Raw genomic sequence first — 26,748 nt, 5'->3', positions numbered from 1 at the left:
TTGCATGTACATATATCACTCTGTTTGGGAGGAATAGCAAGTTATTTATCGATATAAAAGCACGTATTTCAAGGTTTTATTCGCCCGTCAAGATGAAACGGATGTAGGCTTTCTTATCTTCTTCGATGAAGTTTACAAGCTCGTAGAAGTCCCGCTCAAAAGCAAGCCGCTGCACAGTATTGACGTCAAACATGTTCGTAAGGCCTGTGTTCCTTATGGCAAGGATCTGTTCTTTTAGTTTTTCGTCCATTTCTGAATTCTCCTGACTTCATCAATCCCGAAGATGACGTTTAGACCGGAGCCGTTATCCCAATCCACGAGGATGGAGCCGGTATCATCGACTCCGGTGACGGTGCCGCGTGTTCCTGCAGGCGGTGCCTGTGCGTCGTCCATGTGAAGAAGCTCCACACGACAGCCTTTAGGAAAAGTAATCCGCAGCAGTTCCAGCGTTCCTTTCGTTGGCATTTTCATTTTTCTGCCTCCTTCTGGTACTTGAAAGCGGAGGAGCCTTGAAGACGGCTGAGCAGGATTTTCCTTGCTTCCTTGTAGGAATCACCGATCATCCCAAGGCGCAGAAGAAAACAGCGAAAGTAGTATTTTTCGTTTTCGACTGCGTGGTCTTTGCCAGTGATGCGCTTGGATTCCTTTGCCGCCTTGCCCAAAAGGGAGATGAAGGCGGTATAGGCGGAAAGCTCTGCAGAACTTGGCATCTCGGAAAACCACGGGAAGCTGATCTTTTCCTCGTCCACCTCAAAGGCGACGCTTTCAATGCCAAGTGCGTGCTTGATGATGCTTTCTTTTGACGAAAGAAGCTCGGAGAGCCTTTCGAGGTCCTCATCGGTGAACTTGTTTCTTGGAAGCGAGATCGTCACCGCCATGTTTTCCTGTTCCTCCGGCACAAAGCCGTGTTCCGATAAAGTCAGCAGGATGCTGTTTTCTTTTTCCGTATCATTGATGCTGAGCACGCCATGATTGTCCAGTGTGATGTGCTCGCCAATGTGGTAGCAGAAGGTCGGCGCTTTGGTACAGGTGGCTTTCTCTTTTGTGAAGTCTTCCAAGGCTTTCACCAGCGGCCGCCTTGCCGAGCCTGTCAAATTGAAGTGGTAATCCATGTCTTTATCCTCCTTTGCAGGTGTTTTCTTGGTATGTCTATACATCACTCTTACCGGGAGGAATAGCAAGTTATTTTTACAGGTAAATACCACTATTCTTTTTGATTGCGGCAAGTACGAAGATGGCGCACGGAAGCGCGATGCCATTTCCCCAGAGCTTGTAGGCGGCACTGTCCGAGTAGGGATTTTTAAGCCACTTTTTGATCTGCTTGTCGCTTTTTCTCTGGATGGACATCATATCGGTGTAGCGGTCAAAAATCTCACGCCAGAAGGTAAACTGAGCCTTGCTCGGATTTTCTGCTGCAAGACCATCGCACCAGCCGTCCGGAAAGCCCTGAAGCCGGGCACACTCGGTCGGAGTGAGCCTTCTTACGATATAGCCACTCTCGTTTTCGGTGGCAACGGCACCCGGACCTTTGGCAACCATTGTCGGCTGGCATTCTTTTTCCACAGCAAAGTCGTAGGCGGCGTTTTGCCCCTGATTAAAGGAAGCCCGGTCAAGCCCGTAGGAAAGAACCGCCATGCCGCCTTGATTGCAGACGGGATCGGAGCCTCTCGTATCCAGCGTGCGGGAGGTCTCGGTCGTCTGATCTGCACCTTTGATGTCTGAGAACATCGCCTTGTTCTTCTTGGAGCAAAGCGAATAGGCGCACGGCAGATCAACAACAAGCGGCTGATTGTTTCCGCCCGTGCCGAAGCGGGAGACGATGGTCTGCGCCGTATCATTGGGACCTGTGTATCTTGCGTCCTGTCCGTGGTTTTCAAAGATCAGCGGAGGATGGCTTGACTGAGCACGCAGGGTTCCCGTGACATCTTCTGAGATGTCCATGCGCGATCCTCCCTGATCGTTTAGAACAAGCCTGCCTGTTTCATAAGCGCCTCTCTTAGGATTTTCGGCAGGTCTTTTCCTTTCGTCTTGGCACGCCTCAAGATCCCCAAGCACGCTCTCGGACTCAAATAATATTTTTCCGGCACGTGTGTCTCCAAAATCTGCGACAAGAAAGATTCTCTTGCGTCTTTGGGGGACTCCGAAGTGCTGAGCATCAAGTACTCGCCAGCTGAGAGAAAAATGATCTGCCACGATCTCTCCGGCGGCATGCCACTTTTGAGGTCGAGGTGCATCAAGCGTATATCCTTTGACGGAGAGGAAGGCTTCAAGGACTTTTTCGAAGTCCGCTCCTTTGTGGGAGGAGAAAGCGCCCGGGACATTTTCCCAGAGCGCGTATTTTGGATAGTTCCCATAGGTTTTCCACCTCATTTCTTTGATGATTCGTATCGCCTCATAGAAAAGCGACGAGCGGGAACCTTCAATCCCGCTTCGTTTTCCGGCGATGGATAAGTCCTGACAGGGACTGCCGAAGGTGATGATGTCAACCGGCGGCAAATTTGCTCCGTCAAGGTTTCGCACATCTCCCATGTGAGCCACAAAAGGCAGTCGTTTGGATGTCACCCGTATGGCAAAAGGCTCGACTTCCGATGCCCAGAGCGGCTTGATGCCGACGGTAAGTCCGGCAAGCTCAAAACTTCCCGATCCGGAAAAGAGGGAGCCGAGCGTTAAGACGTTACTCATCAGTTGCCTCCCGTTCTTTCAGAAGGTCGGCATAAGGGGTGTCTTTGCCGTCTCTGTGACAGATGATGCCGTCCGTTGTTCCTTTCAGCTCGGCATAACGAGCACAGGCCACATCGATGTATTTCGGTTCCAGCTCAATCCCATAGCAGATGCGGCCAAGCTCCTCGCAGGCGATGAGCGTCGATGCGCTGCCTAAAAAGCCGTCCAAAACAAGAGCGTTGGTTTGTGTGGACTGCTTGATGAGGTGCGCGATGAGAGGCACCGGCTTGGAAGAGGGATGCCCGAAGCCTTCGGTTTTGGAGTTTTTCACCGAGTCAAAATCAAAGCAGGCTTTCTGCTTCTGGTCACCGTACCATTTGTGTTTTCCGTCTTTTCGCCAGCCGTACAGGATCGGCTCAAAGTTAAACTTCCAATCGGTACGCATGAGAGGGGCCCGCTCTTTTCGCCAGATAAGGCCGGCTCCGAGCTTAAAGCCCGCATCATCAAAAGCATCGTAAAAAATACGAGATTTGGATGTGGCATAAAACTCATAGATCGAGGCGTCTTTTGCCATTGCTTCTTTGAAACAGGTAAAAGCCTTCATGAGGAAGTCGTAAGCTTCTTTATCGGTGAGATCATCGTTTTTGATCTTTCCGGACGCGGATTCGAGGTTCACAAAATACGGTGCGTCCGTGCAGACGAGATTCATCTTGGTATCGCCGAGCAGTGCCTTGTATGTCTTGGGATCGGTTGAGTCTCCGCAGATGACGGTGTGCCTCCCGATCGTCCAGATGTCGCCGGGTTTTGTAATGGCAGGCTTTTGAAGCTCTGCGTCTACATCAAAGTCATCTTCGGTGATTTCATCTTCGGAAATGTCCATCAAAGCAGAGAGTTCCTCGTCATCAAAACCTAAAAGGGAGAGGTCAAAGGCATCTCCTGCAAGATCAGATAATTCTACAGAGAGCATTTCCTCATCCCAGCCAGCATTTAAGGCTAAGCGGTTGTCTGCCAAGATGTAGGCGCGCTTTTGTGCATCGGTTAAGTTTTCGGCAAAGACGCACGGGACGGTTTTATATCCTTCCTCACGGGCTGCCGCGATACGTCCGTGTCCGACTAAGATGTTGAACTTGTTGTCAATCACAGCCGGTGAGATAAATCCGAACTCTCGAAGCGAGGCGCGAAGCTGTGCGATCTGCTCCGGTGAGTGTGTTCTGGCATTTCTCGCATAGGGAATGAGCTTATCGATTTCAACTTGAGCAAATTTTGTCGTATCCATCTAAATCAGCCCCCATTCCGCAAATTTCTCAAAGCCTCCGACTGCGCGAATGTAGTCTCGGGCAATTTCTACCATCTCGGCATACGGCTTGCCGTCAACAAACGCGTCTCCGATGGCGCAGGAAAGATGAATCGGTTTTCCGCTTTTCTGTGCCAGAAGATGGGCGTAGATATTGATGGTCACATCGGCTTTGGAGAGATCTTTTCCGTGAAGACCACCGCCGGTGACAGCAGCTCCCATATCGGATCCGAGTTTTCGGTTGGTCGCTCCGGTATCCACGTCCGTGCCGCCCGTCCAGTCGCCTAAAGGATTGACGATGGCGTTTGGATAGGCCGCTTGGAGCTTTTTCGTTTCAACATGAGACTGGCAGATGACGAGTTTTTCGCCGTCTAATATATATTTGCCGTCCGTCTGATAGATGGCATAGATACTTTTGGCAATCTCGGAGAGTTTATTTTCTTCTTCTGTGATGGGAAGTCCTAAGAAGATGCCGTTATCTCCGCAGCGCAGCTTCCAGCATTGGTTTTTGGCCAAATGTATGTCTTGTGGGACGAGCTTAATATCTACAGCTACATTTCCGGCAAGACGACGCACAGTTTTTTCAAGGTCTGCCTTTGAGATCAGCGTGCTTGTTTCCGCAATGATATGGCAGATGCCGTGACCGATCAGGACTTCGACGGCAATCTTGGGGTTTGTCTCGCTTGCATAAGCAAGGTCAACAATGGCTCCCGCGATGCGGTCTGCAACTTTATCGGGATGTGCAGGATTTACTTTTTCAAACATTTCTTCACCTCATTTCTTTTCTCGGAGCAGACGCTCCATCAGGTCATCCTGAGGATCGCCGTCGAAGGCTTCCGTGCAGTTTTGCTTGACGATGTCGTAGATTTCATACCAGAGAAGGTTTGCCTGCTTCTGAAAGTTGAGCGAGAGCTGCACGAACGGACTGGCAATGGCAGCACCGGTCGTTGGATGTTTGCCTAAGAGTCCGTATTTGCTGATAGCAAGCTCGCACTGGATAAAGCGGGCAAAGGCTGTCGAGTAACTTTCAAGAAGACGGCGGTTAATGAGCTTTTCGCAGCCGCGTGCCTGAAGCCACTCCCACGTCTCTTTATAGATTAGGTCAGCGCCTAAAGGCTCCCCGTCCCTTTGTTGAGCAGAAAGGTAGGAAGATGGCTCAGGCATATCCGCTCCTTCAAGTTCCACACCGTCTGTCATGTCTTCGCCGTAGAGTTCTGCGATCGGATATTCCGCACGCGGGAACTCAATGTGTGTCGCTTTTTGTCCTTTGCTGATTTTGTCGGCAAGTGCATCCGGCTTATGACCTGCTTTGATGCGTCTTCCGCCTCGGTTGGTTCCGTCTTTTGCCACGAGGTATTCCTCCTTTCGGTTCGTAAAAATCATCTTTGGGTTTAATAGGGCGTTTGAATTAAAAGTTCTTTACACGACCCTGCCGCACCGTTCCCGACCGGAAGTCCTGTAGAGATTCGACCCGCCCCCGGGTCACAGAATTTTTTATTTGTATTTCGTCGGCTTTTTGTTATGCCAGCGGTCTCCCATAAGTGCCGTGATTCTCGAATGGCACTCATGACAAAGCGCTTCAAGGTTGTCTTCCTTGTGCGTTCCGCCCCAAGAGAGTGGAGTGCGGTGATGCACCTCTGTTGCTTTGGTGTAACGTCCTTCTTTCAGGCATTCCTCACATAAAGGATGCGCCGCAATGTAGCGGTCCCGGATTCTTTTCCAAGCATGACCGTATTTTCTCTTGGTGTTTTTGTCGCGGTTATATTTTTCGTAGTCACGGTTATATTTCTTTTCGTGTTCTTCGCAGAACCGGCCGTCCGTGAGATTCGGACAGCCGGGATAAGAACACGGCTTTTTTGGTTTTCTTGGCAATCCGCACCTCCTTTTTGGCATGAAAAAAGCTCCTCGGGGATTTCTCCCTTTGGAGCTTTCGCCTTATATTTTTCCTGACTATATATTACCACGTCAGGGCACGTGGCATGTTGTTGCAAAGTGTTGTAAAACGTGCATTATTCCAGCTCAATCGGACATTTGGGCATCTTAAAGTGCTGCAGGGCACGTCCATGCCATCTCCAGACTGTTGTGCGGTCAGCATGCAGTGTTTCGCCGATTGCTTCCCATGTCATACCGTCCATGTAGCGGTACTGAAGCACGAGTCTCTCGTCGATATTTTTCACCGTTGCAATCGCATCTTTGATCTGTTCTTTAAGGTCATAAAGTATCGACAGCTCATCAGCAATGCGTTCTTCGATCTCCCACGCTTTTTCCAGCACGCGGATAAATGGCGCTTCGATCGAACGAGTGGTTTGAATGGGATCCTCCCGGTAGCGAAGTCCTGAGACGCTTTCGGACATCTCCCGCAGATTTTTGACTTCCTCAATGTTTGCATTAATTCTCTGGTCAAGGCGGTAGGCTTGGCGCAGATATTCTTTTGGTGTCAGCATTTTTATTCCTCCGTGAAAACAAGTGATGGTTTCCCTCGGATTGACGGAGGTTGACTCTGATTGTCTTAGATTTACTTGGGTTGTCCTAAGGTTGCCTTGACCGCATCAATTAAGGCTGCCTGCGTTTTGTCTTTGTTTTTCAGTACCGTGAGGATATGTTCATCAATGGTGTTCTTACATACGATATGAGAAACCACTACGGTGGCAGATGTTTGCCCTTGCCGCCAGAGCCTTGCGTTGGTTTGACTGTATTGTTCCAAGCTCCAAGGAAGCGAAAACCATATAAGCGTTGAGCCGCCGGCTTGAAGGTTAAGCCCGTGTCCTGCTGATGCGGGGTGAATCAGCCCGACAGCGACCTTGCCTTCATTCCATGCTTGGATGGAGTCTGCCTTATCGAGCTTTCGGTAGTTCACCTTGAGCTTCTTGAGCCTATCTTCGATACGCGTTAGGTCGTGCTTGAAGTTATAGGCGACAAGAAGTGGCTTGCCGTTTGCCGCTTCAACCATGTCTTCCAAAGCGTCGAGCTTATGATCATGGAGATGAACGACTTTCCCATCATCGGCATAGATCGCACCGTTTGCCATCTGAGTGAGCTTTCCGGTGAGAACGGCGGCATTGGCGGCCGTGATTTCATCTTCTTTGACTGACAGCACCAGTTCCTTTTTCAGCTTCTCATAGTCAGCGTATTCACAGTCGGTCATTTCGACTTCGTGCGTGACGCTGATAAGCTCGGGCATCTTCAGGAAGTCTTTTGCCTTCATGGAAATGGTGATATCTGATATTGCTCGATAGATGGCCGCCTCTGCTTCCGGCTTTGGCTTGTAGGAAAAGATGACCTGCCCGTTTCGAGCGTCCGGGACAAAGTAACGCTCCCGGTAGTGAGAGATGAAGCGTCCGAGCCGTTTTCCCATATCGAGGAGCTTGAACTCCGCCCAAAGATCCATGAGCCCGTTTGCCGCAGGCGTACCTGTAAGTCCCACGATGCGTTTTATCTTGGGACGAACTTTCATGAGAGCCTTGAAGCGTTTGGCCTTATGATTCTTGAAAGAAGAGAGTTCATCGACCACAACCGTGTCAAAGGAAAAAGGAAGTCCGGATTCTTCAATGAGCCAGGAGAGGTTCTCCCGGTTGATGATGGTGATGTCTGCGCCCTGAAGAAGCGCGGCTTTTCTCTCTGTTGGCGTTCCGACGGCGACCGCATAAGTCAGCATGGAGAGGTGATCCCATTTCTTGATCTCGGATGGCCACGTTTCTCTTGCGACTCGAAGTGGGGCTACGATTAAAATGCGGTGAGCCTCAAAGCGGTCAAAGAGAAGGTCAAGAATGGCACTAAGGCTGATGACCGTCTTGCCTAAGCCCATATCCAAAAGGATGGCAGAAACATCGTGCTCTTCGATATAGCGGGTGGCGTATTTCTGGTAGTCGTGGGCTATGAACTTCATGTGGCATCACCTCCAATCTTTGTGAGTATTTCTTCGATCAGCTCTTGGTCGCCCAAGACGAAAACCAGAAAGCCTAAATCCCTTAGTTGTCTGTGCCGTATCAGCTGGAGCGGTCTTGGCTTTTTGCCGGGAGCTTTTACCTCGACAAAACCGATATGGCCGTTAGGTAGAAGCACGAGCCGATCCGGCATGCCGTCAAAGCCGGGACAAACAAGTTTTAAACACAATCCACCTTTGGATTTAGCGGCTTTGACAAGTTTTTGTTCGATTGATTTTTCATCCATCACTTTCTCCGTTTCGTTAAACACGTAAGCCGTCAGGCGATAAATCTGATATTTCAAGGCAAGGAGCGATTTTTCCTGCTGCTTCATCAGGGATGGGTATGGAGGGCGATGGAGGCCACGTAACATATCTATATTTTTCAAAATCATCACTACATATAGATGAGTTGATTTTTATTTGTGCGATAGATATAAATGGCTTCCATTGCCTTCCATAAAACCACGAAACTTATTGATATAACTGGGTTTTCTCGTGTTTTTGAATTTAGAATCGTCCTCCATTAAGAACACCGTTTTGTTTCAGATGAAGCCCTATCCATATGTTGCCTTCAGCGGTTTTTTGCCAAGTAAAACCTTGTGCTATCAGAACTCGCTTAAAATCAGCAGAGCTTCTTTTGTATTCACCGATCTCATCACAGTGCTCACGGTACTTCTCATAAAGCTCACCCGCTTTTTGGGTAGCTGTTTTTTCTTCCTCACAGCAATCACTTAAGAAATGGCTGATCCAGTCGTTTTCTTCACGGTAAGCATTCATGGCATCTTTGACGCATTTTGGTGGGACAAGTTTGTAGTCGGCATCAATGTATTTCTTTGCTCCCGCAATCATCCACGAGAGGATTGCCCCGCCGCATCGCTCGGACAGCACCTTGGCATAGTTCTTAATTTCTCCCTTGGCACCCCTGAAATTTGCCTTTAGAGGAATAACGATCAGGCGGTCCCAGGTGCCTTTGTCGATGGTCCCGACTTTGGGCAGATGGTTGGTATAAAGCACCGTCGTATGCGTCGGGATAAAGTTAAAAGGTGCTTCAAATTTTTTCTCAGCATGGATGGGATCTGTGCTGGAGAGATTTTTCAAAGAGCCTGAGTCGAGCCTTTTCCCTTCGGGTAGCTCGGCTGCGAGAATAAGCCTCTTGTTGTGTGTCTCGGCAAGCTCCGCACCTTTGTTCTTGGTCGGCTTTACGGTTAACAGCTCGGCGGAGATGGTACCGGCGTAGTCTCCTAAAACATAGAACTTGGCGTTATTGAAGGTGGATTTACCGTTTCCGCCCTCACCGTACTGGATCACAAGGTTCTCATTTAAGACTTCTCCGATGCACTCTACACCGGATTCCAGCTGCAGGTAATCTTCGAGAGCCTTGTCTTTGCAGGTGAAGTCACGAAGGAACCGGAGCCATTCGTCCATACCTTTGTCATTTGGTGATACAGCACAAATTTTGGTGCAGTAGTCCTTCGGATCATGCGTCCGCAGTTTTCCTGTGCGAAGATCCACTGTCCCGTCTGGTGTATTTAAGAGAAAACCGTCTTGATCAAGCCTTTTCACATCGACTTGCACCATCGGTTTCAGTTCGGTGATGGTTGCCTTGATGTTGGAGGATTTCCTGCGGCTTAAGACAAACTTGTAGAAGGCTTCCGCTTTTTCCTGTGCCTCTTCGCTTTCCGCTTCGTTCACCATTTTCCACGCAAGGCAGAGCTGCTTATGGGTAAATCCCTGCAGCGCTTTCTGCACTAAGAGGTCATCGTCTTTCCAGACCTTTCCCGTGAAATAATAGAGACCGAGACCTTTGACATAGATGACCTTGTCAGTAGCCGCTTCGAGAAAGGCTTTTGCCTGTCCGACATCAGTAAAGTCAGACGGGATGAGACTTTCTTCGAATTCCATGCTGTTGTATTCGGCAGGCGAGATATAGTTTTTATCCGCTTTGATGGTGCTGTTGTAAAAACCGACTGCGCTGTTCCAGATGCTGGCGAGCTCTTCTTCGGAAAGGGGCGGTGTGCATTTTTTTGCTTCCTCAAGATAGGCTTCATGCGCTTTATTGTCATCGGTGCCATATTTCTTGAGCACCAGCCCGGCAAAATGGGACATGGTAGTGTTTCGCGCGCCTTCTGTGATCTTGGCATTGGCACGGCTCATAAATTCATCAATGTCAAAAGCACCATCGAAATATTCAACCTGTGGATACTCAACACCGAAGAAGAAACGTGCTGCATCGAGAGCACCATCATCGAAGGCGGGAAACCTTGCCCGCACTTTTTTCTTAAGGCGGTTATATAGCTTCGCATCGCTTATGGAAGTTTTCAGAGGAAAGTAGATGTGAAACTTGGGACGCGCGGCTTTTCCGTCCTTTTCCTTCATGTTATTTCGGGAATAAACCACAAAAAAGCGCACGTCAGGATATGCTGTTTGAACGTCTTTCGGAGTCTTCCACTCAGCAGGCGGAATATCTGAAGCTAATGGATCGGATGAAACATTGTCACAGTCCAGCGGCAGGCAGTCGGATTCTTGAAACGTTTTATTGCTCCGGTAACCTTTGATAAACTTCTTGCGCTGGTTATAGCCGTCCTTGTAAATCGCACAGACATGATCAAAGGCAGCGACCTTTTTCAGGTCGTCTGCCGTATTGATCTCTGCAGTAAAGGGATAGCTGGTATTTGTTTTCTTGCCGCGAACATTCGAATAGCTGATTCTCATTCTTCAACCTCCTTCAAGTCCTCGGTGAAACAGCGAACGTTTCGCCTGTGGTATTTGGCATATCCGATCTCTTTGGTCATGCCGAGAGAGGGTTTTCCAAATGCCCAAAGCTCGGTGCATTTGTCGATCAGGATTTGTCCGAAGAAAAGAGCCAGCTCACGTTCGCTTTTCTCATCCATAAACTGCGGATACATGAGATGAGGCACGATCGGGATAAAGCCCTGATCAACGGCAAAGCGGGCATAGCGCTTGGCGGCTTCGGTGTTTTTCTCAACATCTCCAGCATAAGGAGAGGCGATATAGACAAGGGGCATATAGGGATAGCGATGCGTCTTAAAGATTGCTTCATAGGCGGTAGGATCCGCGTAGCCTTCTGCGTTTTGATATAGGTTTTCCATCAGCGCACCTCCTGTTCAATCTGCGGATAAATGCCGTTATCTTTCAAAAGTTCGTAGAGGAACAGACGACCTTTTTGCGTCCACTTGGTATGAACCGAGGTATGCTCCTCATTTTTTGAATCCAGGTAGGGATAGGTCTGTGTTTTCGTGTAACCACAGTCCGCATAGTCTTGGTAAAGAAGCCAGATGTTTCCCTGCTTAAACTGCACGCCCAGCTCGTGGAGAAGCTTGTTCATCCGTTTGGCGCTCATGCCGTAGTCTTTGGCAATGACCGATATGTTGACCGCATCCTTGCACCGAAGGACGATGTCACAGTAGCTTGCCTTTGGCTGAAGTTCTGCGATCTGCTGCTTCTGAATCGCTGTGGTTACTTCCAGTGTTTTGGACTTTTCACGCTCTGCTTTAAGCTCAAGCAAAGCCGAGATGAGCATGTCTGGATCTTTGAGCAGTTCCTTGGTGGCATAAACACCATGCTTTCTGATAGCGGGAAGAACCTCGGCGGTTACCCAGCGTTTGAACTTTTTTGCCTTGGGCATGTGGCTTGAAAGAATAAGAGAGTAAAGACCGGACTCGTTGATGAGTTTTGTGTTTTGCTCCCCGCCTAAGGGGTGAACGATTCGTTCAGTCCTTGCGTCCTCATCATCGACATGGTCACGCAGTGCCTTTTGCGGATTGCTGTAACCTAAGATCTCAGCGACATCTTTGCCGACAAAATAGGGCACACCATCAATGTTGGTTGTTCGGATTTCACCGAACTCGTTGTTTTGAAATACCTGTAACTCGTTCATATAAAAACCTCCGTTTCATTCGTTGAGGGAGCACCATTGCCGCCCTCATTACTGCCTGAAGAAACGGAGACGATTTGGACGAACTTTTAGAAAAGTTTTTCTCCGCTCCTTCTACTTCTCTCTGGACGTGAGAAAGCAAAACAGCCGGAGATCTTTGAAAAAATTTTAGAGAAATCAGGACTGTCCGATTTTGAGCAGTCCGAAACGAAGCCTTCGGCTCAGTCTTTCTTGTAAAACTTGCACTCGTAGCCGTCGGCTTTGAGCGGCAAGCCTTCAGCCCACGGCGGTGTGCGGCTCATCTGTTCACAGACTGCCTCAAGCGACATGCGCCTGTCAGCTTCGATCACCACTTCGTCGTGGATGTGCATGACAATGGAGCAGTGCCTGAGTGTCCGCATGGCATAGGCCAAGATGTCACGAGCAGTTGCCTGCACGATGTTTTCCACGAACTTTGGACCGTAGGAGTCAATGCGATCCCATTTCTTTCCGGTGATGACACCCTCATAGGTGACGCAGGGAGATCCGAAGCGGTTCTCACCGAGCTTTGGTTTTACGTAAGCTAAGGCTCTTCCGGAGGGCAGCATGATGAAGAGCATGCCGGAACGGCAGCGAAAGGTAAGACCGTGTGTCTTGGTGACTTTCTTATGGCGGACAGCTTCAAGGACGGCACGATCCATGTCCCACCAGAATTTGACGATGTTCGGATTGGCAGATCTCCACGCATCAACGATGGGTTTTAATTCTTCTTCGGAAAGTCCCATCTCAAGCGCGCCCATCGCTTTTAAGGCTCCGACCGAGCCGCCATAGCCACAGGCCAGTGTTGCTATTTTCCCTTTTTGGCGGAGTTCTCCATTGATACCGTGTTTAACGACGGGTACTCCGAACATGCGGGATGCCGTCTCACAGTAGAGGTCTTTGCCTTCGCGGAAAGCATCAAGCGTGTCGGTTTGCCCGGCATACCATGCGATGACTCTCGCTTCAATGGCGGAATAGTCAGAAACGATGAACTTATGATTTGTCCTTGGGATAAAGGCGGTGCGCACCAGCTGGGATAAGGTATCCGGCACATCGTCATAGAGGAGTTTCACGGCTTCAAAGTCGCCGGACTTTACCAAAGTACGCGCCGCATCCAAGTCGGGCAGGTGGTTTCTGGGGAGATTTTGCATTTGCACGAGTCTTCCTGCCCAGCGCCCTGTGCGGTTAGCCCCGTAAAACTGAAACATGCCACGAACTCTGCCATCTTTACAGGCGGCATTTTGCATCGTCTGATATTTCTTAACCGAGGATTTGGCAAGCTGACTGCGAAGCACAAGAGCATCCCGCAGCTTAGGCGGTGCGGTTTGAATCAGTTCTGCGACTTGCTTTTTGCCGAGCGACTCCGTGGGCATACCGTTTTGGGCAAGCCAGTCTTTCATCTGAACGACCGAATTCGGATTCTCCAAGTTGGTGATGGCTTTCATCTTGGTGATGAGCTCATCCTTTGAGCACCTGTCCATCTCAACGGCTGCATTCGCTAAAGTAAGATCGACTTTCACGCCGCGGTCGTTAATCTCCTGATCAATGGCGTATTCGCCCCAGAGAAAATCCGGCACTGGGTAATTTTTGAGCCTCTCTTTTATGGAAAGTTCCACCTCGACATCGCGCTTGTTGTAGGCCTTGAAGGTTTTCCACTTGTCCGGTGCATCAGAGGAAAGATGTCGTTTTTCAGTTTGCCTGTCCGGCATGCAGAAATAGCGAATGAGGTCTTTACCTTCTTTCATCTTTTGATTTTGAAGGCCGAGTACTTTACCGACACCTTCCAGTGATAGAGGAAGACCCAAAGTTGCTGCCCAGACCATCGAACAGCGCCAAGAGGCGGGATTAAGAAATCTTGCCATCTCTGTTGAAAGCGGATGATGGTCATGAAAGGGATCAAGGCTCATGCCCATATCTGATAGATAGCGAGATAAACAAACTCTCTCAAAATTCGCGTTATATGCCCATTTAATAACGGTGTCGTCTGTCAATGCATCCAGAATGACGTTGGGGATTTGTTCGCCTTGTGCAAGGTCGATGACCTGAACTTCACCGCCATCGATCGAGCAGCCGAAGAGCAGAATGTTAAAATCAGGCGCTTCGGCGTACTTATATACGCCTGCTTTGGCCAGTTCAACGGACGAAAATGACTCTATATCAATGCTAAGTGTTTTCAAAATTTCACCTCCTAAATAGGCAGAAAGGCAGACTGCATCTCCAGTCTGCCTCTCCGCATCATTTGCTTTTAACGGGTTGTGGTGTCGTTTTTTTTCTTCTCGCGCTTTTCCAGTCTTGCAATGAGCACGTTGGCAAAGGCGGCACCGAAGGTGAATCCGACAGCAATCGATAAGATGAGCTGGCACATGAAATCAAGTACAGTTGTCATGGCGCACCTCTTAGCTCAAGAAGTCATCGTCATCATCGGTTGCAAAATCCTCTGCAGCAGAAGCATGACCGCCGAGCGGCTCGCCGTCACGGATTTTCTGCAGGTTGTTGAGACCACAGGCGATGCCGCGGTTTCCGTTGGAGTTGAACGCATAAAAATTGATAGATGCTCGGCCGTAAACGCCTGAGTAGACCTCTGAGCTGTCGATGATTTCGTTTCGGTCGGCATCGACGATGCCCGGCTTGGTGGTGGAGTTCGCGTTTACAAAGTAGCTGTTTGCATAGGCTTCATCGTCCGGACGTTCAGCATCTCCGTCACGAAGCGGCGTTTTGATTGCCGCAAGCGCAGGTACCGAGCGGCCGTTTCCTTTCAGCTTGGCTTCACCTTCCTTGTAGGCAGCTTCGATGGCAGCTTTGATTTTTCCTAAAGTGATGGTATCGGACTTGGGGATAATGAGCGAAACGCTGTACTTCGGTGTGCCTCCATTGATGGATTTTGGCTGCCACACATTGGCATAGCTCCAGCGAGTGTCTTTTCCTGTGATAACCTTCATCGGGTTTGTAAATTTTGACATTTAATTTTCCTCCTTAAAATCTTCTTTTGCTGAATTCATGGCCGGACGTTTATCGGACTCCGGCACGAGGGTTGGTTTTCCTTGCGGCTTTTCGATAAGAGATGAGAGCAGCTCTTCAAAGCGGTTTTTGCCTAAGAGCTTGGTCATAGCGGTGATGCCGAGGAGCTTTTCCTCATAAGGATTAAAGCCTGCATCGGATACCTTCTTTGCGACGGCATCTTCGTTTACGTATTTACGGTTGCTTCTTCCTGCGACGAGCTTATATCCGTGCCACTCTTTTCCTGCCACTGCACGTGTCAGGGCATAGGCCTTGATGTCTTCCGCCCAGCTTGTAAGTTCATCAAGAAGAGGCAAAATCGCTTCGATGTCCGCATCGGTTAAGGTAGGCGGTAGGGCAAAGTCATATCTTGCCAGCGCGAGATTGGCTTCCGCTCTGGCTCGGCAGTCGGCCTTTGCCTTGCAGAAACGGCAATGCTCACCGACTGTAAATTCGCCTTCACCTTCGGCGGCAAGTTCCGCCTTTGGTTTGAGTGTGTTCTCTGCCCAGTCCAGCAGATCCGATGCTTTCATCTCAAAGACGGATACGTTGTCACGCCGTGGCTGAAAGATCGTCATCGATACGGTCTCAATGTCATAGAGCGCAGAAAACATCTCATAGGCCCCGAGGGCATAGCACATGAGCTGCGGATTATGATCGGCTTCAACGAGCACGCCCCGTCCATATTTGAGATCTGTGATGGAAAGCTTGTCGTCGGCGATGATGAGGGCATCGGCAGTACCAAAACCATCCGGTACATAGGTGGAAAAGTCCACACGCTGTTCCACCAGAACGATTGGATCAGTCGTTGCCTTTTTAGCTTCGGCGACTTGCTCCAGCACGTAGCCAGCATAGGCATCGGTCGCTTCATCCATTTCCTCGTTAAAATAATCAAGATTCTCCGTCGGATCATCGGCTTTCCTGCCTAACGCTTTCAGCACCTTGTACTCGGCAAGAGCGTGCGCCGCGGTGCCTTCTTGTGCATAAGAGCTTGACGTGTCCTCATACTTTGCCGAAAGCAGAGCTGATGGCGGGCAGGCAAGCCAGCGATAGGCACTCGATGCGGAAAGCAGCGCATGTTTATTTGGCATGGAGCACCTCCGCGTCATGAAGCAGAGCTTCGTAATTTTTCGGATCAACTTTAGAGAGCCTGTCCGCGCCGTACTTTTCGATCAGGGCGCGCACTTCTGCGGTGTGACCCGCACGGGAGATGTCCGCTAAGACGGCCCGCACGTCTTCAAGCTTCAGCTCCGGCTTTGGCGTTGCTGCAGGAACCGCCACTTCTTCCGGTGCCGTGCTGAACATCGCTTCCAGCTCGGCAGCGATATCGCTTAGTTGTTCGCTACAGGAATGTAGGTCGTCTATAACAGCTTTCATCTTTTTCATCTGTCCCATAGGGATTGCCTCCTTTCTTTGTCTGAATCAGTTTTCTTGTCAGGTCTTTGGTGATAATTGATATGGCAGAGAGCACTTCGATGAGTTCTTCTCTTGTCACACCCGGCACATTGCTTTGTGGTCTCATGGCTACCTCCTTTCCTTCGGGGCCTGCCGTTTTGCCCCTCTATCCCTCCCTGAAGAAAGGGAGGGACGTTGGACGAAGGTTTAAGGTTTAGGAATAAGAGATGAGATCCAAAAGAAGGTCACGAAGCTCCGGATGCCGGCTTTTCAGCCGAGCAAAAAGCTGACGTTTTCGGTAGTTCAGTGTGGTGCGTTTGATGCCGAGGATTTCTGCCATGTCGCGCTCGGATTGACCGGCGACAACAAGACGGATGATTTGGCGCTCCTCGTCCGTGAGACCTGCGAAAATACGGCTGAGTTCTTCGCGCAATGTTTTACGCGCAAGGACGCCTTCCGGTGAATAAGCTTCCGATGCGGGAAGCACATCGGCGTAGGTAAGCGCGCTGTCTGTTTGTACGGTGTCATGGATGGAGACAAACTTCCCGGCAGAACGAAATGGACAGCCGACGCATATGCCATCGCAGCGGTTGATGTTTGCCTTGGTGACGTGGCATTCGCCGTGATACTGCATCTTCATGCGGATACGGGCGCATTCGTTCTCGTAGTCTTTCTTGTGTTCAGGGCTTGTCTCGACCAGACCGAGACCGCGAATATAAATCTTTGATACATTTTGAGCTGCCATTTACAGACCTCCTTCATCTCGAATCCGAGACGGAGAAGGGCAAGGCAAAATGGGCGCAGTAAACAGACCACAAGCCCCGCGGAAATCTCCGCTCGGGGTTGTGACTGCGCTTGCGCATAACGAAGTCAGAAATATTTACTTGCCGGATGAGAACCGTGCGCCACCGTTGATCAGACGATGCAGCCACCCATCAGGACTCGGATGTTCCAAGAAGGAAGCATCCAAGATTTGCCAAATTGAGATTTGCAAATGCCAATATTCTGTTGTTTAATATGAAGATTTTTGGTATAATTTGCTTGTCTCTCAGTGGTCATACTCAATATACGAAATGGTTCATCTCGTATTTGGACACTCTTGGACAACGTTGGACAGTTTGGACAAAATCGGAAAGAGGGGTGATGAAGATGCTGTTCACAGAACTTTTGCATGCCATTCATCCGCACCTCATGAAAGATGCTGAGGTTCCGGATTTTATGAGAGATTTAATTCAAAGGTTTTGCGATATACCAGAGGAAGAATGGAGCACAAAAAAGGATGCATCTTCAGACTCACGGTATAAAGATGCATCCCTATATAAGTTTTATAAGCGTGGTATTTCAAAGAAACTTGCCAAAGCCATGCTCGGTAGGATGACAAAAGATAATTTTGTAAACTCTTTGGCGTATATCAACGAATATGATGAGGACGAGTCCTTACTCAATGCTTTAGCCGAGGACGTCCAGCCATTCACTGACAAAAAAGTCACAAGGGCTAACGTGGCAGAGGTGATCTTTGACCTCATCAAGGAGTCTTTGGAATTTATCGTTAATCCTGAGCTTGAAAATGACCGCAAGATGGCAAAGGCTAATATGACATCCGAGCGGGCAAAGAAAAAATACGGTGCCACGCTCTTGGAAGACTGCAAGCACACTTGCTCAAAGCCTGGTTGTTCCAAACATCTTCAAACAGTGGCGGATGATCATCAAAGCAAAGATGACTACTGCGTTGCTCATATTTCCGGCAATAAAAACTGCTATGAAAACCTGATTCCGCTTTGCCATGACTGCTTTCAGTCTTACAGTCTAAAACATACTCAAGCCGACGAAAAAGAGCTGCAAAAGATAAAACAGCTGCAGGTCCAGACAAATAATGCCCGCACCACGCTTCGCGGAACGGACATAGAAAAAGGCATCAGGCGTGTATTGGAAAACCTTAGTCGAGCCAAAGTCTCCGATTTTGCGGATTTAAACTATAACGCCATTACGGTGACAAAAAAGATAGATCAGGATGCGGATTATTTTCTTTTAGATGAGGTAATGCGAAATGTCACGCGTTACTACCTTTTCATAGAAAAGAACATGAAACAACTGGTCAAGCAGGAAGTCTTCAGCGACGAGCTACTTAGGGCACAAATCAAAGTGTCCTACCAAAAGCTCGCGAAAAAGAATCTGCCGGCGGAGCTGATTTATCAGTTGTTGGCAGAACGCCTGCAAAGCATTACGAAACAGGATGTTCGCTATTGCTACATCGTGATTTCGTATTTTATACAGTCTTGTGAGGTATTCGATGCTCTTACCAAATAAATTATTTTCATACGAAGAGAGTGCATTGCCACTCATGCCTGAGATTTTGAGGATGCTGGATCATCCGAAATCTCCTCGCGAAATCTATCAAAAGCTTTCGCATAAGCATCAGGACACTGTGCGTCTCATCGAAGCTCTCGACTGCCTTTATGCCATGCAAAAGGTAGAGCTTGATGACGAAGGGAGGATCTTTCTGTGCTCCGAGAAATAAGCTGCGAACTGTTCAAAGAAAATAAAAGACAAAGACCACCTGTTATCTTTCATAAAGGACTGAACGTGGTGCTTGGAAGCATTCCCGGAAAAGCCGCATCCATCGGCAAATCCACCATGCTCCTTATTATTGACTTTGTTTTTGGCGGGAATACCTATCTTAAAAGCGAGCCGGTGAGAGAGCTGGGCAACCACACGATTTACTTTGTCTTTTCATTTGCCGGTAAAGATTATCGCTTTGCCAGAAATACAGCAGACGCAAAGCGAGTTTTCAAGGTAGATGAGAATAACGACCCCATTGATTCGATGGAAATCAAAGAATTCACGGACTGGCTTGCGAAAAAATATGACATGGATTTACCCGGTCTTTCCTTCAGAAATACGGTAAGTCGCTTTTTTAGGATCTATGGCAAGAACAACCTCAATGAGTTCAGACCGCTTCAAATGCGCGGTGGAAATGAATCACAAAAAGATGCCATCCATGTTTTGGTGGCACTCTACAACATGTATTCTTCCATTCTGGCTTTTGAAGAACAGCTTCATCTGGTGGAAGATAAGATTGATGCATTCAAAGCAGCCAGAAAATATGAGTTCATACCCTCTGCCGTAGACGGAATGGGAAAGTATCAAGAAAACATCGTAGCCATTCGTGAACTGGAAGAAAAAAGAGATGAGCTTTGTAATTCAGGGAGTCGTCCCATCAACGAGGCGGAAGTGGAAGAAGCAAATCGTGCCAACGAAATAGAACGTGCATATACCGATATCCGGCGCGTCGTCAAAGGCAAACAAGACGATCTGCATTTGCTTGAACTAAATCTACAGCGCGGTATTTATCCGACAGAAGCGGATCTGAAAAGTCTTGCCGAGTTCTTCCCGGAAGCAAATTTTAATAAGCTCATGGATATCGAGTCTTTCCATAGCAAGATCCAAGGCATTCTTCAAGAGGAATTGGAAAGTGCAAAACAAAAGATTACGGTCGAACTTGCCTCTTTGCAGGAACAGGAAGAAAGCATTCGAAATGCAATGTCTGAAATTCGGCCATCCATGACTTTTACTCAGGAATTCCTGACAGCCTACAGTGTATTGGAACAAAGAATCAATAAACTGCAGGACGAAAATAATGCCTTTGATCAGCGGAACAAACTCCAAGAAGAGAAGAAACAGGCAAATAACCGCTACCAAGAACAAATGAAATTCGTCCTTAAAGAAATTGAAGCCACAATTAACCGGAAGATGGAAGAAATCAATGACTACATAACAGATGATCAGTACAATGCTCCACATCTGACAATCTCAAAGTTTGACAGCTATGACTTTGAGACGCCAAAGGACAGTGGCACAAGTACAAATTATCGCGGGATGATGATCTATGACCTCGCCGTTTTAGATACGACAGTGCTGCCGGCGATTGCGCATGACTCCATCCTCTTTGATCCTATGCCACGTCCTGACATGAGCCGGATGATTGAAATCTATAACAAAGAAAAAGAGAAACAAATCTTTATAGCTATCGATAAGACGTTGAACTGCTCCGAAGAAGCACAAAGCATCATTGCAAAACAGACGGTCATCAAACTTGAGAACAATGAGCAGGCTCTCTTCGGAGACAAATGGAGCAGAAAGGCAAATCGATGAAAATCATATACAACAAGCTGTGGAAACTTTTAATCGATAAGAACATGAACAAAGTCCAGTTAAGAGATGCCGCAGATATCAGTAGTAATTCGGTAGCCAAACTCGGGAAAAACGAGCATGTACGCATGGATGTGCTGCTGAAAATCGCTGAGGCACTGGACTGCAAGGTGGAAGACCTGTTTGAGACCATACGAGAGGAGGATGAACGGTGAGACTGCCTGAAACATTACAAAAACTCATTCGCGCAGGAGAAAACATCAGCGTTGAGTTTAAACGCTCAAGAACGGATATTACAAAAGATGTTTACGAAACCGTCTGCGCTTTTTCCAACCGTGATGGCGGACATATTTTTCTCGGAGTAAAAGACGATGGAACAGTCGCAGGTGTTGAGCCGGATCGTATTATGCAAATCAAAAAAGATTTTGTGACGACGATTAACAATGAGTCGAAAATGTTTCCGCCGCTTTATCTCACGCCGGAAGAGTATGAAGAGGATGGCAAAACGATCCTTTATATTTACGTTCCTTCTGGAAAGACGGTTTATCGCAGTGCCGGGCGTATTTACGACCGCAATAACGACTCCGATATCGATATCACCGACAACGCTGATTTGGTTTTTAAGCTTTATGCGAGAAAGCAAAACACTTATTTCGTGAACAAGGTGTATCCGGCGATTCCTATTACTGCTTTGCGCAAGGATCTTTTGGAGCGAGCAAGACGAATGACTCGTGTTAATACTGAGCATCACGCATGGCTGGATATGAGTGATGAAGAGATGCTTCGAAGCTGCGGACTCATCTTGAAAGATCCGGATACCAATCAAGAAGGTCTGACGCTTGCTGCAATTTTGCTCTTTGGCAGCGATAACCGCATTATGTCGGTGCTCCCCCAGCACAAGACCGACGCTATCTTTCGCGTCTTTAATGTCGATCGCTACGATGACCGCGATGTCGTGATTACAAACCTCATTGAAAGCTATGACCGGCTCATTGCTTTTGGACAGAAACACTTAAACGATCTCTTTGTCATGGAAGGAATTCAGCGTATCAGCGCCAGAGATAAGATTTTACGTGAGATTGTCTCCAACCTCCTCATGCATCGAGATTTTTCCAGCGGCTATGTGGCGAAGCTCGTGATTGAGGCAGATAAGATCACGACGGAAAACGCCAATCTGGCACATGGCCACGGCAACCTCAACCTGAAGACGTTTAAGCCTTTTGCTAAAAACCCGCCGATTGCGAAAGTCTTCCGCGAGATCGGGCTTGCCGACGAATTGGGCAGTGGTATGCGCAATACTTATAAATACACTAAGCTCTATTCCGGCGGGCAGCCTACCTTCACGGAAAGCGATGTCTTTACCATCACCATTCCGCTTTCTGAGGCAGCGACGGCAAGTGTGGGACCGACTTCCAACAAATCAACTACGCAAGTCAGTACGGAAGTTGGTACGCAAGTCAGTACGGAAGTCTATTCTCAGGTGAAACTATCAACAGAAGAAATCCAAAAACTACTGGACTATTGCAAAGAGCCACGCAGCCGGCAAGAAATGCAGACATTCTGCGGTATTAAAACAGCAGAGTACTTTAGGAAAAACATCATTCGGCCGCTGGTAGATATCGGGTTATTGCGTTTGACCATTCCGGATAAGCCGACCAGCAGCAAACAGAGATATGTAACAACAGCTAACGGATTACTGTTTGCAAAGTCTGAAAACAGATCCATCTAAGTGCCCGAGAGGAGGAAATAAAAGTCCATGCCAAGAGAAAAGAACACAGATATTTATGTGGCTGAACTTCTGCGTGAAGCAGAGATCAAAGCGACTGCAGAAATCAGCGGCATTAAAGATATTGATGAAGCGTTAAAAACAGCGTCCAAACGTGGCACGGGAAAACTCGGTAGCCCGGAGTTTATTGCGCAAGTGAAAGACTTTGTGCTGATTATCGAAGATAAACGAGATACCAATTTTCATATCAAATGGAATGAGGATCAGAGTACTTTGGATCGCTCGGTGGATGCGACGGTAAATTACGCTGTCAATGGGGCAGTTCACTATGGCGAACACGTTGCCAAACATACACCTTTTAAGAAGATTTTTGCCGTCGGGGTTTCCGGTGATGAGGTTCACCACCTGATCCAGCCGGCTTTTTGTGATGGAAAAACCATCTCGATTCTCGATCCGGTTGAAACTTTCATCAATTTCAATGAGCAAAACATCGACGCTTATTATAACGAGCAGGTGAAAGGTATTCGTGCCGATGAGGAACTGGAACTGGAAGAGATCGTCAAACTCGCTGCCGAACTGCATGAATATCTGCGCGACTATGCACAGCTTGGCGAAACCGAAAAGCCCCTGGTAGTCTCGGCGCTTCTTTTGGCATTGCAAGATCCCAGCTTCAAATTGGATGATCTGATCGGCGATGAGGTCAAAACGGATGGAGATATTGTCTGGGAAGCTCTCTCAAACCACTTAAAACGTATCCGGGTAAAACCCGATGTAAAACGTGAGATGATTCTGGATCAATTCACCATTATCAAGAACAGACAGTCACTCAATAAAAAGCGCGATGACTTGGGTATGACACCGCTTAAGTACTTTGGCATTTACCTACAGAAAAATATCCTGCAAGCGCTGCGTGCGAATGTAAAAGAAGATATCCTCGGACGCTTCTATTCTGAGTTTATGAGTTACTCCGGCGGTGACGGGCAGTCTCTCGGCGTTGTACTCACACCGAGCCATATTTGCGAACTCTTTTGTGACTTGCTGGATGTGAAACCGACCGACACTCTATTCGATCCCTGTACGGGAACGTCCAGCTTCCTCATCGCTGGAATGCACAGGATGCTCAAAAACGCGAAGGACGAACACCAGCGAAGCGAAATCAAGGAAAAGCAAATCCACGGCATCGAGTTGCGTGAAGACATGTTCACCATCGCTACAACTAACATGATTTTACGTGGAGACGGCAGATCAAACTTGGAATGCGACGACTTCTTTAATCGCTCCGCAGAAGAAATCCAGCGAACCATTGCGCCCAGCGTCGGCATGATGAATCCGCCGTACTCGCAAGGGAAAAATGATGCCACATCCAAGTTGCGAGAGATCTCCTTTGTGGAACACCTTTTAGATTGCATGGCCGAAGGCGGACGGGTGGCGGTCATCGTTCCGCAATCCACCATGATTGGCAAAAACGGTGAAGATAAAAAGACGAAGCGGCGCATCTTAAAAAATCACACGCTGGAAGCCGTGATTACCTTGAATAAAAACACCTTTTACCGCGTCGGTGTAAATCCCAGTATTGCTGTCTTTACGGCTCATAAACCACAGCCCAAAGATCGGTTGGTGAAGTTTTTTAATTTTGAAGATGACGGTTTCGTGGTACGAAAACACGTCGGACTGGTGGAGACAGAGACCGCCAAGGATAAAAAACAGCGCCTGCTGGATTGCTTCCGGGGAAAACGGGAAGCTCCGACCAAGTTCATGGTGGAAACCACTATTGAAGCGGATGATGAATGGCTGCACTCTTTCTACTACTTTAATGACGAGATCCCGACGGAGAAAGATTTTCAGAAAACCATCGCAGATTACCTGACCTTCGAGTTCGACATGATCACTCACGGAAGAGGCTACCTCTTCGAGGAGGTGAGCACATGCTGAGCTTGCAGGATAGAGAATGGAAGAACTTTTTTATCGAAGATGAGCTTACAATTAAGTCTGGGAAGCGACTCACAAAAGCTGATATGAAACCAGGCAAGATACCGTTTGTTGGCGCGTCTGATTCCAATAATGGAATTACGGCGTTTGTATCTAATGAAAACGAGAGCACTGATCAGAACATCCTTGGCGTTAATTATAACGGCAGTGTTGTAGAAACTTTTTATCATCCTTATAAAGCCACTTTTTCTGATGACGTGAAGCGTATTGGTATCAAAAAAACTGATTCGAACGACAAATATACACTTCTTTTTCTTAAGCAGTGCATTTTGCAACAAAAATCAAAATATGCATACGGATACAAATTCAATGCTGAACGAATGAAAAGACAAAAAATCCTTCTCCCCATCACTCTCGATGGTGTACCCGATTGGCAATTCATGTCTGACTACATGAAGGAGCAGGAAAAACGCATGCTGGAGAAAGTCCTGCCCTACTTCAAGGATCGACTACTGGATGACTTGCTTGCTTTAGGCGCCATGCCTGACACCACATGGGGAGGCGTTAGACTGGGCGATCTTTTTAACATCACTATTGGGAAGACGCTGGACGGCAACAAAATTGACAAAGAGAATGGTCGCATTCCTTATGTCACGCGCAAAGAGACGAACAACGGTGTTGACGGATTTACCGAAGGACATGATGAGGCTTATCTTTGGGATAAAGTACCTGTCATTACCATCGGCAATGAGACGGCAAAACCCTTTGTGCAGACCACACCATTTTATACGGGAACAAAGGTCAACATCTTGTCGCCGAAGCGAGCACTTTCCGCCGGAGCTTTAAAATTTATTGCCCGCTGCTTTGAATCGAATCGCGAGAGGTATTCCTACTCCTATACGGCAAACTCCACGCGTCTTGCCGAACAGCGCATCATGCTTCCTCTTACGGACAGCGGAGCGCTGAACCATGCTTACATGGAGCAGACCATCGCAAAACTTGAATCAGATTCCTTGTCATATGTTACAGAAATTATGCAAAATCGGTATGAAAAACTGGTATCGTGCATAAACATTCAGGGGGGGGGGTACTGACCGATAGAGATTGGAAGGCTTTCGGGTACGAAGAGATATTCAAAAACATAGGTCGCGGAAAGCGATTAAAGAAAGACGATCATATAATAGGAAAGATGCCTTACGTTTCCTCTACTGCTCAGAACAACGGTGTTGATGGTTTCGTCGGCAACGATGAAAAAGTGCGTGTGTATCAGAACTGCTTAACAGTAGCAAATAGTGGATCTGTAGGAACAGCTTTTTATCAGCCATTTGAATTTGTAGCAAGTGATCACGTGACAGCATTAGGAAATAGCAAATTGAATGAATATAGCTATCAATTTTTAGCAACATTAGTTTCTCGTTTGCAAGAAAAATACAGCTTTAATCGGGAAATTAATGACGAACGAATTCGTAGAGAGCAAATACTTCTCCCGGTTTCCTTGGACGGTGATCCAGACTGGCAATTTATGTCAGATTATATGCGGGCACAGGAGGCTTTGCAGATTTTGAATGCACTGAAACGATGAGCAATCTGAACCTTTTAACGATTCCTCAAACAATTTAACGATTCCCTAAACCTTTTAACGATTACTCGCTCAGGGGTACGAAAATCGGAAACAGGCACACCAACATGAGGCACAGAAAAACTCTAAAATCATACAAAAACTGCCACGAAAAGCAGCAGAGGAAGTTTGCAGAAAGGAGAAAATCCCTGTAAATCAAGGGATTTCGAGGATAAACACATGACTTACGCACCAGCGTTAAATTGTATCAAATACAGTGTCGGAATAGATCTAACAAGTGGGTCTCGTGTCATAATTATGACAACGGCAGATAGTAATGATGGATTCTGGGTTTCAAGCCCTCTACTAGAGAAACAAAATATGAAATGAGGTGATTTAAATAGAAAATGAGTGGTTTAGTATTAATAAAAATGATGAAAAGACCTATGTAATAAGTGAAGACAAGCATTGGGAAAAACCCAATTCCTATTTACTGATAGGGGACGATAAAGCGGGTTTAATTGATACAGGCTTAGGAGTAGGCAACTTAAGAAAAGTAGTTAATCAAATTACTGATTTAGATATTGTAGTTTTAACTACTCATGTCCATTGGGATCACATAGGCGGTCACAATTTATTTGATTCATTTGGAGTTTGTAAAAAAGAAGAAGCTTGGATTAATGGAAACTTTCCTCTTTCTTTAGATATTGTAAAGAAAAATTTATTGGCAGGGGAATGTGAATTTCCAAAGGATTTCAACATTGAAAATTATGAAATTTTTCAAGGGGTTCCAAATTTCACCTATGGAGATGGTGATGTAATTGACTTAGGGAATCGTCTAATAAAGGTGATTCATACTCCAGGACATTCACCAGGTCATTGTTGTTTTTATGAAGAGGGAAAGAATTTATATACAGGTGATTTGGTATATGCAGGCAAACTAGATGCCTATTACCCAAGCACGAATCCAATAGATTTCTTGAACTCAATAATAAAAATCAGAGAACTAAACTTTAAGCGAGTACTTCCAGGTCACTATGATTTTAATTTAAATAGAAATATTGTTGATGAAATTTACACATCACTAAGAAAACTAGATAGCCAGGATATTTTAGGTCAACAACATGGAATTTTTAGATTTGAGAATTTTTCTATACATATTTAAATTATTCAATTGTATGAAATATAGTTAGTAATCCTT

At 47.3% G+C, this 26,748-nt stretch carries 30 protein-coding genes; 9 read left to right on the top strand and 21 right to left on the bottom strand.

Features of this window, described 5'->3' with window-relative positions:
• Window positions 1-76 precede the first annotated feature (76 nt).
• The 21 genes from HGKM_RS01360 to HGKM_RS01270 form a co-directional block, all read right to left on the bottom strand.
• Complete coding sequence (locus tag HGKM_RS01360; RefSeq protein WP_019133524.1) at window positions 77-250, bottom strand: DUF5049 domain-containing protein; 174 nt, start codon at window positions 248-250, stop codon at window positions 77-79.
• Window positions 235-471 carry a DUF4314 domain-containing protein gene (locus HGKM_RS01355; RefSeq protein WP_019133523.1) on the bottom strand — a complete coding sequence of 79 codons (237 nt, stop codon included), beginning with the start codon at window positions 469-471 and terminating at the stop codon, window positions 235-237. The genes HGKM_RS01360 and HGKM_RS01355 overlap by 16 nt, the downstream gene beginning before the upstream one ends.
• Window positions 468-1,112, bottom strand: a complete 645-nt coding sequence (locus HGKM_RS01350; RefSeq protein WP_019133522.1) for a hypothetical protein — start codon at window positions 1,110-1,112, stop codon at window positions 468-470. The genes HGKM_RS01355 and HGKM_RS01350 overlap by 4 nt, the downstream gene beginning before the upstream one ends.
• Before the next feature lie 76 nt (window positions 1,113-1,188).
• The gene (locus HGKM_RS01345; protein WP_019133521.1) at window positions 1,189-2,682 is read right to left on the bottom strand and encodes a DNA cytosine methyltransferase; all 1,494 of its coding nucleotides are present in this window, start codon (window positions 2,680-2,682) and stop codon (window positions 1,189-1,191) included.
• Window positions 2,675-3,937 (bottom strand): site-specific DNA-methyltransferase, encoded by a 1,263-nt coding sequence (locus HGKM_RS01340; protein ID WP_019133520.1) that lies wholly within the window; start codon window positions 3,935-3,937, stop codon window positions 2,675-2,677. Before HGKM_RS01340 ends, HGKM_RS01345 begins: the two co-directional genes overlap by 8 nt.
• A complete protein-coding gene (locus HGKM_RS01335) occupies window positions 3,938-4,720 on the bottom strand; it encodes an S-adenosylmethionine synthetase N-terminal domain-containing protein (protein ID WP_019133519.1) in 783 nt (260 codons plus the stop codon).
• A 9-nt stretch (window positions 4,721-4,729) separates the two neighbouring features.
• Entirely contained in the window at window positions 4,730-5,305 is a 576-nt protein-coding gene (locus HGKM_RS01330; RefSeq protein WP_019133518.1) for a hypothetical protein, read from the bottom strand.
• Window positions 5,306-5,449: 144 nt separating this feature from the next.
• Window positions 5,450-5,827, bottom strand: a complete 378-nt coding sequence (locus HGKM_RS01325; protein WP_019133517.1) for an HNH endonuclease — start codon at window positions 5,825-5,827, stop codon at window positions 5,450-5,452.
• A 137-nt stretch (window positions 5,828-5,964) separates the two neighbouring features.
• The gene (locus HGKM_RS01320; RefSeq protein WP_019133516.1) at window positions 5,965-6,399 is read right to left on the bottom strand and encodes a helix-turn-helix domain-containing protein; all 435 of its coding nucleotides are present in this window, start codon (window positions 6,397-6,399) and stop codon (window positions 5,965-5,967) included.
• Window positions 6,400-6,470: 71 nt separating this feature from the next.
• Window positions 6,471-7,841: a DEAD/DEAH box helicase gene (locus tag HGKM_RS01315; RefSeq protein ID WP_019133515.1), complete on the bottom strand. Its 1,371-nt coding sequence runs from the start codon at window positions 7,839-7,841 to the stop codon at window positions 6,471-6,473.
• The gene (locus HGKM_RS01310; protein ID WP_034579231.1) at window positions 7,838-8,125 is read right to left on the bottom strand and encodes a VRR-NUC domain-containing protein; all 288 of its coding nucleotides are present in this window, start codon (window positions 8,123-8,125) and stop codon (window positions 7,838-7,840) included. Before HGKM_RS01310 ends, HGKM_RS01315 begins: the two co-directional genes overlap by 4 nt.
• A gap of 262 nt (window positions 8,126-8,387) precedes the next feature.
• Window positions 8,388-10,592 (bottom strand): phage/plasmid primase, P4 family, encoded by a 2,205-nt coding sequence (locus HGKM_RS01305; RefSeq protein WP_019133513.1) that lies wholly within the window; start codon window positions 10,590-10,592, stop codon window positions 8,388-8,390.
• Complete coding sequence (locus HGKM_RS01300; RefSeq protein WP_019133512.1) at window positions 10,589-10,990, bottom strand: DUF7768 domain-containing protein; 402 nt, start codon at window positions 10,988-10,990, stop codon at window positions 10,589-10,591. The genes HGKM_RS01305 and HGKM_RS01300 overlap by 4 nt, the downstream gene beginning before the upstream one ends.
• The gene (locus HGKM_RS01295; RefSeq protein ID WP_019133511.1) at window positions 10,990-11,778 is read right to left on the bottom strand and encodes a phage antirepressor; all 789 of its coding nucleotides are present in this window, start codon (window positions 11,776-11,778) and stop codon (window positions 10,990-10,992) included. Before HGKM_RS01295 ends, HGKM_RS01300 begins: the two co-directional genes overlap by 1 nt.
• 218 nt (window positions 11,779-11,996) lie before the next feature.
• On the bottom strand, window positions 11,997-13,970 hold the full coding sequence (locus tag HGKM_RS01290) for a DNA polymerase (protein WP_019133510.1): 1,974 nt from the start codon (window positions 13,968-13,970) through the stop codon (window positions 11,997-11,999).
• A 68-nt stretch (window positions 13,971-14,038) separates the two neighbouring features.
• The gene (locus HGKM_RS08685) at window positions 14,039-14,179 is read right to left on the bottom strand and encodes a hypothetical protein (protein ID WP_019133509.1); all 141 of its coding nucleotides are present in this window, start codon (window positions 14,177-14,179) and stop codon (window positions 14,039-14,041) included.
• 10 nt (window positions 14,180-14,189) lie between these two features.
• Complete coding sequence (locus HGKM_RS01285; RefSeq protein ID WP_019133508.1) at window positions 14,190-14,753, bottom strand: DUF2815 family protein; 564 nt, start codon at window positions 14,751-14,753, stop codon at window positions 14,190-14,192.
• Window positions 14,754-15,881, bottom strand: a complete 1,128-nt coding sequence (locus HGKM_RS01280) for a DUF2800 domain-containing protein (protein ID WP_019133507.1) — start codon at window positions 15,879-15,881, stop codon at window positions 14,754-14,756. It lies immediately after the preceding gene.
• Window positions 15,871-16,185: a hypothetical protein gene (locus tag HGKM_RS01275; RefSeq protein ID WP_019133506.1), complete on the bottom strand. Its 315-nt coding sequence runs from the start codon at window positions 16,183-16,185 to the stop codon at window positions 15,871-15,873. Before HGKM_RS01275 ends, HGKM_RS01280 begins: the two co-directional genes overlap by 11 nt.
• The gene (locus HGKM_RS08680; RefSeq protein ID WP_135354787.1) at window positions 16,133-16,312 is read right to left on the bottom strand and encodes a hypothetical protein; all 180 of its coding nucleotides are present in this window, start codon (window positions 16,310-16,312) and stop codon (window positions 16,133-16,135) included. Before HGKM_RS08680 ends, HGKM_RS01275 begins: the two co-directional genes overlap by 53 nt.
• An 87-nt stretch (window positions 16,313-16,399) precedes the next feature.
• Window positions 16,400-16,930, bottom strand: a complete 531-nt coding sequence (locus HGKM_RS01270; protein WP_019133505.1) for an RNA polymerase sigma factor — start codon at window positions 16,928-16,930, stop codon at window positions 16,400-16,402.
• Between the two features lie 398 nt (window positions 16,931-17,328).
• On the opposite strand from HGKM_RS01270, the gene HGKM_RS01265 reads away from it, so the two are divergent.
• The 9 genes from HGKM_RS01265 to HGKM_RS01225 all read left to right on the top strand — a co-directional run bounded on the left by HGKM_RS01265 (window position 17,329) and on the right by HGKM_RS01225 (window position 26,712).
• Window positions 17,329-18,492: an ABC-three component system protein gene (locus HGKM_RS01265; protein ID WP_034579228.1), complete on the top strand. Its 1,164-nt coding sequence runs from the start codon at window positions 17,329-17,331 to the stop codon at window positions 18,490-18,492.
• Window positions 18,476-18,703 carry an ABC-three component system middle component 7 gene (locus tag HGKM_RS09215; protein WP_022866311.1) on the top strand — a complete coding sequence of 76 codons (228 nt, stop codon included), beginning with the start codon at window positions 18,476-18,478 and terminating at the stop codon, window positions 18,701-18,703. The genes HGKM_RS01265 and HGKM_RS09215 overlap by 17 nt, the downstream gene beginning before the upstream one ends.
• On the top strand, window positions 18,688-20,337 hold the full coding sequence (locus HGKM_RS01255) for a DUF2326 domain-containing protein (RefSeq protein ID WP_019133502.1): 1,650 nt from the start codon (window positions 18,688-18,690) through the stop codon (window positions 20,335-20,337). Before HGKM_RS09215 ends, HGKM_RS01255 begins: the two co-directional genes overlap by 16 nt.
• Window positions 20,334-20,549 (top strand): helix-turn-helix domain-containing protein, encoded by a 216-nt coding sequence (locus HGKM_RS01250; RefSeq protein WP_019133501.1) that lies wholly within the window; start codon window positions 20,334-20,336, stop codon window positions 20,547-20,549. The genes HGKM_RS01255 and HGKM_RS01250 overlap by 4 nt, the downstream gene beginning before the upstream one ends.
• On the top strand, window positions 20,546-22,063 hold the full coding sequence (locus tag HGKM_RS01245; protein ID WP_019133500.1) for an RNA-binding domain-containing protein: 1,518 nt from the start codon (window positions 20,546-20,548) through the stop codon (window positions 22,061-22,063). Before HGKM_RS01250 ends, HGKM_RS01245 begins: the two co-directional genes overlap by 4 nt.
• Before the next feature lie 27 nt (window positions 22,064-22,090).
• Window positions 22,091-23,992: an HsdM family class I SAM-dependent methyltransferase gene (locus tag HGKM_RS01240; RefSeq protein ID WP_019133499.1), complete on the top strand. Its 1,902-nt coding sequence runs from the start codon at window positions 22,091-22,093 to the stop codon at window positions 23,990-23,992.
• Entirely contained in the window at window positions 23,986-25,083 is a 1,098-nt protein-coding gene (locus HGKM_RS09140) for a restriction endonuclease subunit S (RefSeq protein WP_019133498.1), read from the top strand. The genes HGKM_RS01240 and HGKM_RS09140 overlap by 7 nt, the downstream gene beginning before the upstream one ends.
• Entirely contained in the window at window positions 25,053-25,571 is a 519-nt protein-coding gene (locus HGKM_RS01230) for a restriction endonuclease subunit S (RefSeq protein ID WP_019133497.1), read from the top strand. Before HGKM_RS09140 ends, HGKM_RS01230 begins: the two co-directional genes overlap by 31 nt.
• Before the next feature lie 376 nt (window positions 25,572-25,947).
• A complete protein-coding gene (locus HGKM_RS01225; RefSeq protein ID WP_034578869.1) occupies window positions 25,948-26,712 on the top strand; it encodes an MBL fold metallo-hydrolase in 765 nt (254 codons plus the stop codon).
• Window positions 26,713-26,748: the final 36 nt, after the last annotated feature.

The sequence above is a fragment of the Kallipyga massiliensis ph2 genome, assembly GCF_000311985.1.
Taxonomy (GTDB): domain Bacteria; phylum Bacillota; class Clostridia; order Tissierellales; family Peptoniphilaceae; genus Kallipyga; species Kallipyga massiliensis.
The sequence above is the reverse complement of the archived record's forward strand: the minus strand, read 5'-3'. Positions and strand labels throughout refer to the sequence as shown.